This is a genomic window from Streptomyces sp. WAC 01529, from assembly GCF_003945545.1.
Taxonomy (GTDB): Bacteria; Actinomycetota; Actinomycetes; order Streptomycetales; family Streptomycetaceae; genus Streptomyces; species Streptomyces anatolicus.
In genome coordinates, this window is sequence record NZ_CP029617.1 from 6,908,953 (window position 1) to 6,922,832 (window position 13,880).

A 13,880-nucleotide genomic window follows, 5' to 3' on the forward strand; every position below is an offset into this window, starting at 1 on the left:
CCCACATCGCCACTCACCAGTTAGGAAGCACCATGGCACCTTCGGCTGACCGCATCGTCATCGAGAACGTCGCCATCGCGACGGTCGACGCCCAGGACACCGAGTACGCCTCGGGCCACATCGTCGTCGCGGGCAACAGGATCGAGTCCATCGGCGCGGGCAAGGCGCCCGAGGGCCTGGAGAACGTCGTACGCCGCATCGACGGCACCGGCCACCTCGCCACGCCCGGCCTTGTCAACACCCACCACCACTTCTACCAGTGGATCACCCGCGGCCTCGCCACCGACCACAACCTCTTCAACTGGCTGACGGCGCTGTACCCGACGTGGGCCCGCATCGACGAGCGGATGACGTACGCGGCGGCCCAGGGCTCCCTCGCCATGATGGCCCGCGGCGGCGTCACCACCGCCATGGACCACCACTACGTCTTCCCCCAGGGCTCCGGCGACATCTCCGGGTCGATCATCCGCGCCGCCTCCGAGATGGGCGTGCGCTTCACCCTGGCCCGCGGCTCCATGGACCGCAGCGAGAAGGACGGCGGCCTGCCCCCGGACTTCGCCGTGGAGACCCTGGAGGGCGCGCTCGCCGCGACCGAGGAGACCGTCAAGAAGCACCACGACGCCTCCTTCGACGCGATGACCCAGGTCGCCGTCGCGCCCTGCTCGCCGTTCTCGGTCTCGACCGAACTCATGAAGCAGGGCGCCGAGTTGGCCCGCCGTCTGGGCGTACGTCTGCACACCCACGGCAGCGAGACGGTCGAGGAGGAGAAGTTCTGCCACGAGCTTTTCGGCATGGGCCCCACCGACTACTTCGAGTCGACCGGCTGGCTCGGTGACGACGTGTGGATGGCGCACTGCGTCCACATGAACGACTCCGACATCGCCGCGTTCGCCCGCACCGGCACGGGCGTCGCCCACTGCCCCTCCTCCAACGCGCGCCTCGCGGCCGGCATCGCCCGCGTCCCCGACATGCTCAAGGCGGGCGTCCCCGTCGGCCTCGGCGTCGACGGCACCGCCTCCAACGAGTCCGGCGAACTCCACACCGAGCTGCGCAACGCCCTGCTCATCAACCGCCTCGGCGCCCACCGCGAGGCCGCCCTCAACGCCCGTCAGGCCCTGCGCCTCGGCACCTACGGCGGCGCGCAGGTCCTCGGCCGGGCCACGCAGATCGGCTCCCTGGAGGCCGGCAAGCTCGCCGACCTCGTCCTGTGGAAGATCGACGGCATCGGGCACGCCTCGATCGCCGACCCGGTGACCGCCATCGTCTTCGGCGCGGCGGCCCCGGTCACACTCTCCCTCGTCAACGGCAGGCCGGTCGTCGAGAACGGCCGCCTGCTCCACGCCGACGAGGACGCCATCGCCCGCTCCACGCGGGAGGAGGCGCAGCGCCTCGCGCGGATCGCCGCCGAGAGCTGAACCCAAGAACTCCGGTCAGGGGGGACGGCCCTTGACCGGACTTGAGCAGCCGAGCGGGCTGCTCAAGTGCCGCCCCGGAACGTGGCCCAAAGCTTCACGTTCCCGGGGCGGTCAGTACTACCTGGGCGCATTTCCACAACCGAATACCGAGCAAGTCCTTGCACCAAGCCCCACCTCCCAGAAGCGAAAAGTGCCGGCGCCCAGCCGGGGCTGGAAAACAACCGGAGGAGCCACCGTGGCCACTCAGCCCAGGTTCACCAAGCAAGGCACCACCCCACAGACGTCCGAGGGCGACGGCGAAGCCGCCACACCCCCGGCCGTGCACCCGGTCGACGAGAAGCTCCCGCCCCTGAAGATGGCGACCACCGGCCTCCAGCATGTGGCCGCCATGTACGCGGGCGTCGTCGCCCCGCCCCTCATCGTCGGCGCCGCCGTCGGCCTCTCCGCGAAGGAACTCACCTTCCTGACCGGTGCCTGTCTGTTCACCGCGGGCCTCGCCACCTTCCTTCAGACCCTCGGCATCTGGAAGGTCGGCGCCCGGCTGCCCTTCGTCAACGGCGTCACCTTCGCCGGTGTCGCACCCATGCTCGCCGTCGTCGACTCGACCGACAACAAGGACGACGCGCTGCCGATCATCTTCGGCGCGGTGATCGTCGCCGGTGTGCTCGGCTTCATCGCCGCCCCCTTCTTCTCCAAGATGGTGCGCTTCTTCCCGCCCGTCGTCACCGGTACGGTCATCACCCTCATCGGCATCTCACTGATGCCGGTCGCCTTCGGCTGGGCGCAGGGCCCGGTGCCGGGCGCCGACGACTACGGCTCGACCAAGAACCTCGCCCTCGCCGGCATCACGCTCGTCATCGTCCTTCTCCTGCGCCGCTTCACCACCGGTTTCGTCAAGCAGATCGCGGTCCTGCTCGGCCTGGTCGTCGGCACGCTCGTCGCGATCCCGTTCGGCGTCACGGACTTCAGCCCGGTCGGCGAGGCGGACATCGTCGGCTTCCCGACGCCCTTCCACTTCGGGGCCCCGCAGTTCGCCGCCGCCGCGATCGTCTCGCTCTGCGTCGTCATGGTCGTCTCGATGACCGAGTCGACGGCCGACATGCTCGCCCTCGGCGAGATCGTGGACCGCCCGGCCGACGAGAAGACCATCGCGGCGGGCCTGCGCGCCGACTGCCTCGGCTCGGCGGTCAGCCCGCTCTTCAACGGCTTCATGTGCAGCGCCTTCGCGCAGAACATCGGCCTGGTCGCGATGACGAAGATCCGCAGCCGGTACGTGGTCGCGGCGGGCGGCGGCTTCCTCGTCCTGATGGGCCTGTGCCCGATGGCAGCCTCGCTGATCGCGGTCGTGCCGCGCCCGGTGCTCGGCGGCGCGGGCGTCGTCCTCTTCGGCTCGGTCGCGGCGAGCGGCATCCAGACGCTGGTCAAGGCGAACCTGGAGAAGGACAACAACGTCCTGATCGTGGCCGTCTCACTGGCCGTCGGCCTGATCCCGATCGCGGCGCCGGAGTTCTACCACGCGTTCCCGGAGACCGCGAAGATCATCCTCGACTCGGGCATCTCGACGGGCTGTGTGGCGGCCGTGCTCCTGAACCTGGTCTTCAACCACATCGGCGGGGGCCGCGACGACGACGAGGTCACGGCACCGATGGAGCCGGGCGGGGAGATCGCGGAGACGCGGGTGCCGGGGCAGGCGGTGGTGCGCTGAACCGGCCCGGGGGGCCGGGGTGGTCCTCGCGCGGTCAGGTCCCGCGCGAGGGTCCGTCCCCGGCTTGCTCTGCCGCCAGGGCGCGACTGACCTCTTCCATGTCCTCATGGGCCGCGCGTGTGATCCTGCTGTCCTGGTCGGGACTCGCGAGCAGTTCTTCGTAGAGGGCGAGGGCGCTCTGGCAGGAGCCTGCCGCGTACGAGGCACGGGCTCGGCACAGCAGGGAGAGGGGGCGCCATCTGGCGGTGTCCTCCTCACGCGATTCCAACGCGGCTTCCGCCAGATCCAGTTCGCGGGCGGCCGCACTGTGCTGCCCACACCTGCGGTGGAGGTCGCTGAGATGGAAGCGGGTCCCCAGGACCGTCGGGTGGTGGGGCGGCAGGAAGACGAGCAGCTGGTCCAGGACGAGGCACAGCTCGGCCGCGGCCTCCTCGTCACGGTGAGCCCGGCTCAGCAGCCGGGCCCGCTGCCGGTACAGCGTCACCACAGTGCGGTCCGGCGTCTCCCTCGGCCTCGGCGCTGATTCGTACCGCTCCAGGAGCTTGTCGAGGATCGCCAGCGCCTCCGGGTCGCGTTCCTGGTGGATGAGGTTGTCGCAGAGCAGTGACGAGATGTTGAGGTACAGGTCCGAGTCCTGTTCGCCCGCCCGCTCCAGTAGGCCCAGCTGATCGCGGTGCACCTGCTCGGTCTCCGGCAGCAGGCCTGCCTCTTGCAGGGCCTGTGCCACGACATGGAGCGCCGCCACGTCGACGACGTCCTTGGGCCCCGCGTCCAGCTCGCGCAGAAGCTCACGCGCCTCGGTCTGCGCGGTCTCGGTGCTGCCCGCCTTGGCGAGTACGTGTACGTAATCGGCGTGGACCATCACGGTGCTCCGAAGGTCGAGGTCCACGCGACGCAAAGGGCCCAGAACGGCGTGGTACTCGTGCCGGGCCTGGTCCAGATTCCCGGCACGCCCCAGTTCGTGGGCCCAGGCCACTCGCGCCCAGAGCGCTGCCGGGGCTTCCTCGCCGACCTTCGCGCAGGTCGACAAGTACGCCTGGTGGGCGGCTTCGACCCCCTTGGAGAAGACGGTCCGGAAGAACATCCTGGCCGAGTGCCCGTTCGGGAGTCGAGCTTGAGGGCGAGGGGCATTCCGCCGAGGCGCCGCGCCAGGGCCCGCGCGTCCGCCATCGGACCGGCGTTGCCCGCGAAGTCGACGAGGACCTCGGCACCGTCCTCGGGGGAGAGGACGTCGACCGGACGGCACGTGGCCTCGCCGCCCCACATCGCGGGGTTGCCGATCCGTGTGGTGACGACGGTCAGCCCGGCCCCGCTGGGCCGGATCCAGCCGGTGCCGTCGCCGGGTGAGCCGTGCAGGGACGCCGTACGGCCGGGCTCGTCGACGTTGTCCACGACCAGGAGCCAGGGCCGCTGCGCGCCGTCCAGGGCGTGCCACACCAGATCCGTGGCGCTGGCCCGCCCCGACCAGGCCTCCTCGATCCGTGGCTCGGGCACGCCGAGGTCACGGGCGACCTGACGCATCCCGGTGACGAGGCTGTCCCGCGTCGCGGCGGAGAGCCAGAAGACCTGGTGGCCCTGGTCCTTGGCGAGCCGGGCGAGGCCGAGCGCGACGGTGGTCTTGCCGCAGTCGCCGAGTCCGTACAGGACCTGGATCCGGTCGCGGTCCGCCGTCAACGCCCGTTGCAGTTCGGCCATCAGGCCGTCACGGCCGCGCACCCGGGGCGGCAACTCTCCGTACGGGGCACGCACGGTGAAGGTGCCGGGTACGGCGGTTGCCGGGGCGGTGTGCGGCGAGGGATCCGGCCCGGACGCGTCCCCGGCACGCGTCCGCCGCCGCCACTCCCGCTCGGCCGCCTTGGCGTCCTCCTGGGCCCGCCGCCAGGCCGCGTCCGGCTGGACCCGGCAGCACTTGAGCAGCGCGGAGACCGTGCTCCAGCTCGGCGCCCGCGAGCCGCCCAGGGCGTCGGAGACCGTGGTGCGGCTCAGACCGCAGGTGCCGGAGACGTCCCGTACGCCGCTGAAGCCGTGCTTGCCGAGCAGGCGCCGCAGCCCCATCGCCAACGCCCGCATCTCCTCGGGCGCTTGCGGCTCGACCGGCTTCAGCTCGTTCATGTGTCCCTCCCCGTGCCACGACCCGACGTCCGAGCGTACGGGCTGGGTCCGACATCCACGCGGCTGTCCGCACATGTCCGCGCCGTCCGCCCCCGGACACCCGGACAACGCCTCCTCCCGCAGGTCCGCGCGGTCCCGTCCGCACCCCGTCCGCACTCGCTTCAAGCCACCGCACCGCCCCCCATATCCAGGTCACCGAGCGGCGGAACGGCCGTCGCGACAGAGCCCGCAGGGGCCGAACGGAGGCAACCGGCAATGACGATCGCGCAGTTCATCGCAGAGCACGGTGAGGATGTCCTGAACGCGGTGCGGTGTATCCGCCTCGCATACGCGGTGTGGAGGGTCACCAAGGACGTACGGAAAAAGCGCCACTCGACCTGACGCGGCGGGCCTGCGAAGCTGGGCAGCGATCTTCGGGACCGGAGCCGAACCGCCGAGAGGAACCGCCGTGTCAGACCACCGTGCCCCGCATCTGCACGAGATCCGGTTGGGGGACGAGGCCATGGGCCCGTACGGGATCGCCACCGGGGCGGACGGTGCCCTGTGGCTCACCCTCAACGGCGGCGGTGAGGTCGCGCGCCTCACCGTGGACGAGGAGTTCACGCGGTACGGCATCGAGGCGCCGGAGTCCGGCCCGACCGTCATCACCCCCGGGCCCGACGGCGCGCTGTGGTTCACCCGCACCAAGGACCACCACATCGGCCGCGTCACGGTCGACGGGAAGGTCGAGGCGTTCCCCGTGCCGACGCCCGACAGCGGGCCGTACGGGATCGCCCCCGGGCCCGACGGCGCGCTGTGGTTCACGGAGTTGAACGCCGACCGCGTCGGCCGCGTGGACGTGGACGGGGAGTTCACCGAGTTCGCCCTGCCGGTCGAGGGCGGGTTCCCTTCGATGATCACGGCGGGCCCCGACGGCGGGCTCTGGTTCACCCTCAACCAGGCGAACGCGATCGGCCGCATCGGCGTCGACGGCCGGGTGGACCTCCATCCCCTGCCCACCGAGGGCGCAGGACCGGTGGGCATCGCCTCCGACGGCGAGGCCCTGTGGTTCGTCGAGATCATGGCCGGGCAGATCGGCAGGATCTCGGTGGACGGCCGGATCGAGGAGTTCGCGCTCCCCGACCGGACCGCCAAGCCGCACGCCATCGTCGCGTCGGCGGCAGGGGAGTGCTGGTTCACCGAGTGGGGCGCCAACCGAGTCGGCCGCATCACGACCGCGCCCCTCAAGCCCCTCGACGCGGCCCTGATCCGTGAGTACGAACTGCCGACGCCGTCTTCCGAACCGCACGGCATCACGCTGGGCCCGGACGGGTCGCTCTGGGTGGCCCTGGAGAAGGGCGCGGTCGTCCGCGTCACTCCCTAGCGGGCGTCAGTTCCCGCAAAGGGCCGCCGACTTGACGTAACCGCCCGCGTTCTCGTCGTCCGTGCCGAGGAGCGCGGTGCGCGAACCCGGCACGCACTCCAGCGCCTCTATCTTGTGGCCCTTGAACTTCCGCAGTACGTCAGGGGACTTGGCGACGGACAGACGCACCTTCCCGGAGCGGGCGCCGACCGCCACCTCGCCCGCGTGCGTGACCGCCGAGTCGAAGGGCCCGTCGTCGCCCGGGTCCGACGCCGAGCTGATCAGAAGCCGGCCCTTGGCCGTGACGGAGATGTCGGAGACGTGCCGCACCTCGCCCGCGGGGTAGGGGGCGCGGTAGCGGGCGGTGGTGACCGGGCCGAAGTCGGCCTCGCCGTACTCGTTGAAGCTGAAGGGGGCCGCGCGCAGCGTCGACGGGCGGCTCTTGCCCGCGCCACGGTCGGCCCAGACCGCGGCCAGCTTGCCGCCCCGCGAGGCCAGCGCGAAGCTCTCGTAGTCGTCTCCGTCGGCGATCGCGGGGAGCGGGGACACGTCCAGTACCTCGGCCGTCGAGCCCGTCCGGCCCGTCGTCCTCAGGTGGTAGACGAGACCCCGGCTCGCCAGCGCCACGTACTCGTCCGACGTGCCCGGCACCGCCTCGATCGCCTCCAGGTCGACCGGCTCGCGCGCCCCCGACCAGACGAGCGGCTCGACCGTGGCCGAGGCGGAGCGGCCGGAGCGGAAGGTGAGCGCGGCGACGCGGTTCTCGCCGGGCTTCTTGTTGTCGCGCACGATCAGGGCGTGCGTGGCGCCGTCCGAAGGGCCGGTGCGCGCGAGCCCGCTGATGCCGGAGGTGATGTCGTCACCGGCTCGCTGCCAGCCGCCGTTCGCGGCGGGCGCGGTGGCGGTGCCCGCCGTGACGAGCGCCGCGGTGGCGGCGGTGAGCATGGTGATGCGGAGGAACATGGATCCAGGCTACGTACGCGAGCGCGGGGCACCCCACCGGGGGTGCCCCGCGCGGCAGTTCCGTGCGGGATGGCGGCCGCTATCCGATGTGGTACGAGTCGCCGTACACCTTCCAGTCCAGCGGCGGGTCCAGGTTGAGGTTCTTCCTCCTGAGGAAGACCCGCTGGGCCGTGTCGACGCGGCTGGTGTCCTCGTGGGCCTCCTCCTGCTTCATCGCCCAGACGCGCGCGTCCAGGAAGGCGTTGAGGTACGTCACCTCGTCGCCGCCCTGCGCCGGCGTCTTCGCCGAACGCAGCGCGCGCTTGCGGATGTTGCGGAAGCTGGTGGAGTCGCCGCCGTCGCCGTGCATCACGATGGCGTCGTAGTAGCAGAACTGGCCGAGCACGCCGATGCCGTCCGTCTTGCCCTGCTTGACGGCCGGGTTGAAGTAGACGCGGTCGCGCTCGTCGTTCTGCGCCTTCTGGAACGCCGGGTCCTCGGCGGCCTTCTCCCAGTCGCGTACGAAGGTGGGGTCGAGCCCTTCGTGCGAGTCGGTGCCGTCGACCCTGCGCAGCGCGGGCAGGTACTTGGCGAGGACGTTGCCCGGCTTGCGCTGGGTGTACAGCTCGACGAGGTCCAGCATGTCGCCGGTGCCGGAACAGAAACCGATGATGCCCGCGGTGTAGCCGCGGCCGTCGTCGATGTCCTCGATGTAGCGGTAGTAGTTCTTCCAGTTGAGGCTGGAGTTCTCCGCGCTGCAGACGAGCTTCATGGCGATCTCCTTCTTCGCCGGATCGTCGAGCCCGATGGCCTTGACCGACAGAGGAGCGGGCGTCGCCGTCGCCGTCCGGGTGGCGAGGAGCGGGCCCGCCACGGCAGAGGCGCCGAGGAAGGCGAGCAGGGTGCGGCGGGAGGTGAGGGTGTGCGGGCGGTGGTGCGGGGAGTGGGGGGTCTGCACGAGGGCCTCCAGGAGGGGGAGTTCGTCGTTCCGCGTACTGTTAGGAAGGTTTCCTACCAGAGATCGGGCATGACGTATACCCGTCAAGACAGGTCCGCTTAGACGGGGCCGGGTAAGCGGAATGGCCGGACATCGCTCTGGCAGCGCTTCCCGCCGCTCCGTACGCTCCCCCTCGCTCACGCTTCACGCACCACGGCACTTCTCCAACCCCCCTCCTTCGCAATGGAACGGAGAACCATGGCTGGTGCACTGCTGCTGACCGGTGCCATCGCGGCGCTGTTCGGCTCCACGCTCCCGGCGCACAGCCCCACCGGGACCCTTGAACCGCCGCCCGACAAGATCGTGATCGAGGTCGCCACGGTGAACGGCTCGGGCTGTCCGCGCGGCACCGCGGCCGTCGCCGTCTCCGAGGACAACACGGCCTTCACGGTCACCTACAGCGACTACCTCGCCCGGGCGGGCGGCGGCGCGGACCCCACCGCGTTCCGCAAGAACTGCCAGCTCAACCTCATCGTCTACGTCCCGCAGGGCTTCACGTACGCGATCGCGAGCGCGGACTACCGCGGTTACGCCTCGCTCCAGCCGGGCGCCAAGGGCATCGAGAAGGCCTCGTACTACTTCCAGGGTTCGTCCAACACGGCCGCGATCACCCATGAGTTCAAGGGCGCCCACCACGACAACTGGCAGGCCACCGATACGACGGACTGGGCGCAGCTGGTCTGGGCGCCGTGCGGGGAGCGGCGCAACTTCAACATCAACACGGAGTTGCGTGTCGACGTGGGCACGTCGGACCCCGCGAAGTCGAGCTTCATGACGATGGACTCGACGGACGGGGACATCAGCACCAAATACCACATGGCGTGGAAGCAGTGCCCGCCGCGCCGTTGAAGCCTTCACGGTGACAGCGGTTTCTTCCGTTTCTTCGGTGTCCTCGGTCTCCTCTAGCCGATCGGCCGGCTTGAGGGGACCGAGGCCTCGATGTGGGCGAGGTGGGCGGCGAGGATCTCGTCGAACGCGGCGCGGCGGTCCACCCCCAGGGGGCGGACGTCGCGGGCGAAGTGGGCCAGGGCGGGGAAGCGTTCGGGGTCGGCGCCGAGTACCGCGACGCGGAACAGCTCCATGCCCTGTTCCTGCTCTTCGGGGGTGGTGGCGCTCATCCCGGCCTCGGAGGCGATCAACGCGGCGATGAGGATCGCGATCCGGTGGTAGCGCGCCGGGATCTCCTCGTCGGGCAGCCCCGACGCGCGCAGGGCCTGTAGTGCCTCTTCCATGATCAGCCGGGAACCGGTGCCGCTCGACGCGTAGCGTCCCCAGACCGCGGCGAGCTGGGGCTGCTGCCCGAAGGCCTCTCTCACGCGAAGGGCCAGGGCCGTGAGGCGCTGCTTCCAGTCGCCTTCGGGGTGGTAGCCGTCCATCGCGGTCAGGAGGATCCGGTCGGCGACAGCGCGCAGCAGTTCGGTCTTGCTGCGGAAGTGCCGGTAGAGGCTGGAGGAGTCGGTCCCGAGGGCCGCGGCCAGCTTGCGCACGCTGAACGAATCCGTGTCGCTCGTGCGCAGCAGTTCCGCCGCCGCGTCCAGGATCTCTTCGGTTGCCCAACGCCTTCGGCCTGCCATTTTGCTCCTCTCGCCGGCCCTCAGCGTAACTTATGCACTTGGTGTTGCACGCACCGCGTGCATAATGAGGACATCGGCATGTCGGGCGGACCGGCATGCCGCTCGTGCCCTGTGGCCCGGGTCGGACGGCCGATGCGTGGCCCGCCCCGGGGGAGACGAAAGGACGCATGACGTGAAGAACCCACTGGATTCGGCTGTGCTGGACGCGGCCATCGAAGACGTGCACCGCGCCGGGGTGCCCGGCCTGTTCGCCGAGGTGCGAGACGGTGAACAGGTCTGGCGCGGCGCCGCCGGGGTCGCCGATGTCGTCACCGGCCGCCCCGTCACCGCCGACATGCGACACCGGGTCGGCAGCATCACCAAGACCTTCACCGCCGCCGCGGTCCTGCAGCAGGTCGAGAGCGGTCAGATCGGCCTCGACGCACCGATCGGCAGATACCTTCCGAAGCTGGTTCCCGGAGAACGCGGTGACGCGATCACGGTCCGGATGCTGCTCAACCACACCAGCGGCCTCGCCGAGTACCTCCCGTACGCCTACCCCTCCCTCAAGGCGTTCCCCGCCCTCGCGGACACCGGGCCCCAGAGCCTGGACGACCACCGGTTCACGCGGTTCGACCCCGCTGAACTGATCGAGATGGGGGTCACCGCACCCGCCTTCGGCGCCCCGGGCGGCACTCCGGGGCTGTACTCCAACACCAACTACCTGCTCCTTGTCCAACTCCTGGAAGAGGTGACCGGTACTACGGCCGAGCAATACATCACCCGGAACGTCATCGAGCGTGCCGGACTCCGGGACGCCCACCTCCCCGCCGGACCACACGTCGGCGGGCCGCACTCGCAGCTCTACGAGGCGTGGTTCGGCATGATCGACCCGCCGCGCGACTACAGCGTCTACGACATGTCATGGGTGGGTCCCTCGGCCTCGCTGATATCAACCGTCACGGACCTCAACCGCTTCTTCGGCATGCTGCTGGCCGGGGAGATCGTCAGCCGGTCGTCGCTGGCGCAGATGCAACGCACCGTCCCGGTCATCTCCCAGGAGGGAAAGACGATCGACTACGGACTCGGCCTGCACCCGATGGAGGGCCCCGGTCAGGGCACCTTCTGGGGCCATGGCGGCACGGTCTGGGGCGGTGGAGCGCTGGCCATGATCCGTGCCGACGGCAAGCGGCAGATGGCGGTCGCGGTGAACATGCAGAGGTGGAACAGACTCGACTCCTCCGGCGTGCCGCAGCCCCACCCCATCGACGCCGCGCTCGCGACGCTGTACCGCGTGGCGATGTACGGCTGACCATGGAGACGGCCGGGCCACCCAGGCCAACCCGGCCGGCCCCGAGCCCTGCGCCTGACCAGATGAACGATGACCGCAGAACGGATGTGTCGCCATGACCGTTACCCCGATCGATCTCTTCGCCTCCTTCATCCACCTCGACCAAGGCGGCCAGGCGTGCGCCGCGAAACCCGTGTTCGACACCGAGCGGGACGGCTGGCAGCTGATGACCTTCCATGTGGAGACCGATGCCGACGTCCACGCCGACCATTGGGAAGTCCACTCCGCCGCCGACGAGGTCGTGTCCTGCCTCAGCGGCGGGATACGTCTCTGCTTCCGCCCGCAGCGGCCGGGTGAGAAGGAGGAGGAGATCAAGCTGACGGCGGGAACGGCGGTCGTCGTCCCGCGCGGGCGATGGCACCGCATCGCACTGGACGCCCCCAGCGACATCATGTCCGTCACCGTTCCACGGGGCAGCCGCCTGGAGAAGTGCGGCGAAGCCTAGCCGGGCCCGTCACATACGGTCATCATCCACAGCGACGCCCGACCCAGGCCGCGGCTCACGTCCGCACATACCCGTGGCTCGCCCTAGAGGTCGTTTTCCTCTGGAGAGTCCGTTTGCTCTCAACATGCCCTTGCGAAGGGTTAGGGCCGAAGGGTTGTCAGGAGTGCATGTGCCCCATGAGGTTCGCGGGAGGCCCGGATTGCCTTCTCATCCCGCAGAACCTGCCTTACTCCAAAAGACGCAACCCGCACCGCTTCGCCCCTGACTGGCGCGCTCAGTTCCTTGAAGCGAGCTACACCTGTGAAGCATCGAGGCTCACGAGAGGGCGCAAACCAGTGGAAAACGACCTCTTAGCAGTGCCTCTGCCAGGGGCCCAGGTACGAACTATCGATTTCGTATCGGCCAGCTCTCGGCACCTTGAGGCGCACCCACTCGCCCTCACGTTCGATGCAGCCGGCGTTGGTTCGCAGCCAAGGTGAATAGGCGATGCGCAGACTCACCGCCCCCTGTTTCCGGGTGCGGAGGGTGAACTTGGCGTTGTCGCTGCTGATCACAGATGCACCAGCGCCGGCGGCCATGGGGCGGGCATTTTTGACTGCGTAGATCCGCCAGTTGGCGTCGTGCCACACCGGCTTCAGCCAGTTGGGCTCGCTCTTTACGAGTCTGGCCTCATCCTTCGCCGCGAAGTCGGGCTCACCGGTCGGCAGAACGACGTACCCCACCGCCCAGTTGTTGAGCCAGGAGCGGTACTTCGCGGCCGAGAACCGGCCCTCGTAGAAGAGGTCACCTCGCTCCACGTCCACCTGCCGATTCCAACCACGGGCGAGATTCACATAAGGGCCAAGCACGGTGGTCTCCCGGTGATTGATCGCTGGCACGACCTCCACGCGGGTTCGGTTTGCGTCCAGCCGGTCCAGCGCCGCCAGTACGCCACGCGCTTCTGTGGCCCACGCCGGCACTGGTGTCGACATCTTCGTCACATGAATGGTGTGCGACGTGACCCACTGGGCGGAGAGCACGAGTCCGACACCGAGCGCCGTCTTTTGTAGCAGGCGCCCCTTCCCGGTGAGTAGCGCGGCGAGCAATACCGGGCCGCCGAACAGCTCAGCCAGCCGGACGACATTGGCTCCCACGGGCGTGGGGATCAGCGCCGACAGGATGATGCCGAGCGTGTAGGTCGCGGCGCTGTAGCGAAGCACCCGCCAATCGGGCGGGGCAAACGCAGCAAGTAGAACACTGAAGAGGATCGGCTTCCACAGATCGCTCGTGGACATGGGCATCACGCCGCCGAAGGGGAAGAGCAGCGTCGTCAAGCCCACCACCGCAGTGGGTGGAGTGCACAGCACGAGGGCTTTGCCGAAGTCTCGGTTCAGGAGCCAGCCTGTGCCACACACGAGAAGGAACAGTCCTGCCACCGGGCTGGCCATAGTTGCCAGCGTGCTGAACACGCCGGCCGCAACAAGCCGCTGGCTTCTTCCCGTCAACATCAGACACGATGCCAAGGCCAGCGCGACACCCAGTGCGAAGGTAGACCGTCCTGAAGCGACGTTGCCCCATAAGAACAGCACCGCCAGGAGCGTGGGCCACATCGGGTTGCGGATGCCGCTGCGCACGAACACGCAGCCGATTAGCCAAGAAGCGGCAATACCTGAGGCCACGGTGACAGTGCGCACGCCGAGCAGCGCCATCAGTTGGGGGGCCAGGACGCTGTAATTTCCTACATGGACGCCGCCGTACCAGGCGAGGCTGTAAGGCGATCCAGGGTGTTCGGCAACAAACCGGGTCCAGGAAACCTGTGCGGCAAGATCCCCGCCTCCAGTGGCGAGGAAGACGGCCCATAGAATGTATGCGGGAAGGGCGAGAACGCTGGCCGAGATGGGAACGCGATGCTGCTTCCAAAAGGGGTGCAGCCGCCTCGGCCCGACGGGAGAGGTGTTCTTTTTTTGGGCAGGCAGCCCAGTCCTCGACGAGGCAGTGGATGCCACTGATGGATTCCGTTCAGTAATTTTGCCGAGAGG

12 protein-coding genes are annotated in these 13,880 nt (G+C 69.3%); 6 read left to right on the forward strand and 6 right to left on the reverse strand.

The window, feature by feature from the left end; genetic code table 11:
- Positions 1-32 precede the first annotated feature (32 nt).
- Both DMA15_RS30810 and DMA15_RS30815 read left to right on the forward strand, forming a co-directional pair.
- Positions 33-1,415, forward strand: coding sequence for an 8-oxoguanine deaminase (locus DMA15_RS30810; protein WP_125515972.1), 1,383 nt, complete (start codon positions 33-35; stop codon positions 1,413-1,415).
- 355 nt (positions 1,416-1,770) lie between these two features.
- Complete coding sequence (locus tag DMA15_RS30815) at positions 1,771-3,120, forward strand: nucleobase:cation symporter-2 family protein (RefSeq protein ID WP_125518114.1); 1,350 nt, start codon at positions 1,771-1,773, stop codon at positions 3,118-3,120.
- A 34-nt stretch (positions 3,121-3,154) separates the two neighbouring features.
- On the opposite strand, the gene DMA15_RS30820 is transcribed toward DMA15_RS30815, so the two are convergent.
- Both DMA15_RS30820 and DMA15_RS30825 read right to left on the reverse strand, forming a co-directional pair.
- Complete coding sequence (locus DMA15_RS30820) at positions 3,155-3,982, reverse strand: hypothetical protein (RefSeq protein ID WP_164551860.1); 828 nt, start codon at positions 3,980-3,982, stop codon at positions 3,155-3,157.
- Positions 3,982-5,232 carry an XRE family transcriptional regulator gene (locus tag DMA15_RS30825; RefSeq protein WP_125515974.1) on the reverse strand — a complete coding sequence of 417 codons (1,251 nt, stop codon included), beginning with the start codon at positions 5,230-5,232 and terminating at the stop codon, positions 3,982-3,984. Before DMA15_RS30825 ends, DMA15_RS30820 begins: the two co-directional genes overlap by 1 nt.
- Before the next feature lie 502 nt (positions 5,233-5,734).
- On the opposite strand from DMA15_RS30825, the gene DMA15_RS30830 reads away from it, so the two are divergent.
- The gene (locus tag DMA15_RS30830; RefSeq protein ID WP_125518115.1) at positions 5,735-6,595 is read left to right on the forward strand and encodes a virginiamycin B lyase; all 861 of its coding nucleotides are present in this window, start codon (positions 5,735-5,737) and stop codon (positions 6,593-6,595) included.
- A gap of 6 nt (positions 6,596-6,601) precedes the next feature.
- On the opposite strand, the gene DMA15_RS30835 is transcribed toward DMA15_RS30830, so the two are convergent.
- A complete protein-coding gene (locus DMA15_RS30835; RefSeq protein ID WP_125515975.1) occupies positions 6,602-7,537 on the reverse strand; it encodes a hypothetical protein in 936 nt (311 codons plus the stop codon).
- A 79-nt stretch (positions 7,538-7,616) separates the two neighbouring features.
- The gene (locus DMA15_RS30840) at positions 7,617-8,474 is read right to left on the reverse strand and encodes a chitosanase (RefSeq protein WP_276314378.1); all 858 of its coding nucleotides are present in this window, start codon (positions 8,472-8,474) and stop codon (positions 7,617-7,619) included.
- A 237-nt stretch (positions 8,475-8,711) separates the two neighbouring features.
- Here DMA15_RS30840 and DMA15_RS30845 point away from each other — a divergent pair, with 237 nt between their 5' ends.
- The gene (locus DMA15_RS30845) at positions 8,712-9,362 is read left to right on the forward strand and encodes a DUF4360 domain-containing protein (protein WP_125515976.1); all 651 of its coding nucleotides are present in this window, start codon (positions 8,712-8,714) and stop codon (positions 9,360-9,362) included.
- 53 nt (positions 9,363-9,415) lie between these two features.
- Here DMA15_RS30845 and DMA15_RS30850 read toward each other — a convergent pair whose 3' ends face one another.
- Complete coding sequence (locus tag DMA15_RS30850) at positions 9,416-10,087, reverse strand: helix-turn-helix domain-containing protein (protein WP_125515977.1); 672 nt, start codon at positions 10,085-10,087, stop codon at positions 9,416-9,418.
- Between the two features lie 172 nt (positions 10,088-10,259).
- On the opposite strand from DMA15_RS30850, the gene DMA15_RS30855 reads away from it, so the two are divergent.
- Positions 10,260-11,378, forward strand: a complete 1,119-nt coding sequence (locus tag DMA15_RS30855; RefSeq protein ID WP_240660039.1) for a beta-lactamase family protein — start codon at positions 10,260-10,262, stop codon at positions 11,376-11,378.
- 94 nt (positions 11,379-11,472) lie between these two features.
- Positions 11,473-11,862 (forward strand): cupin domain-containing protein, encoded by a 390-nt coding sequence (locus tag DMA15_RS30860; RefSeq protein WP_125515979.1) that lies wholly within the window; start codon positions 11,473-11,475, stop codon positions 11,860-11,862.
- A gap of 350 nt (positions 11,863-12,212) precedes the next feature.
- On the opposite strand, the gene DMA15_RS30865 is transcribed toward DMA15_RS30860, so the two are convergent.
- Entirely contained in the window at positions 12,213-13,847 is a 1,635-nt protein-coding gene (locus DMA15_RS30865) for a hypothetical protein (RefSeq protein WP_240660040.1), read from the reverse strand.
- Positions 13,848-13,880 lie beyond the last annotated feature (33 nt).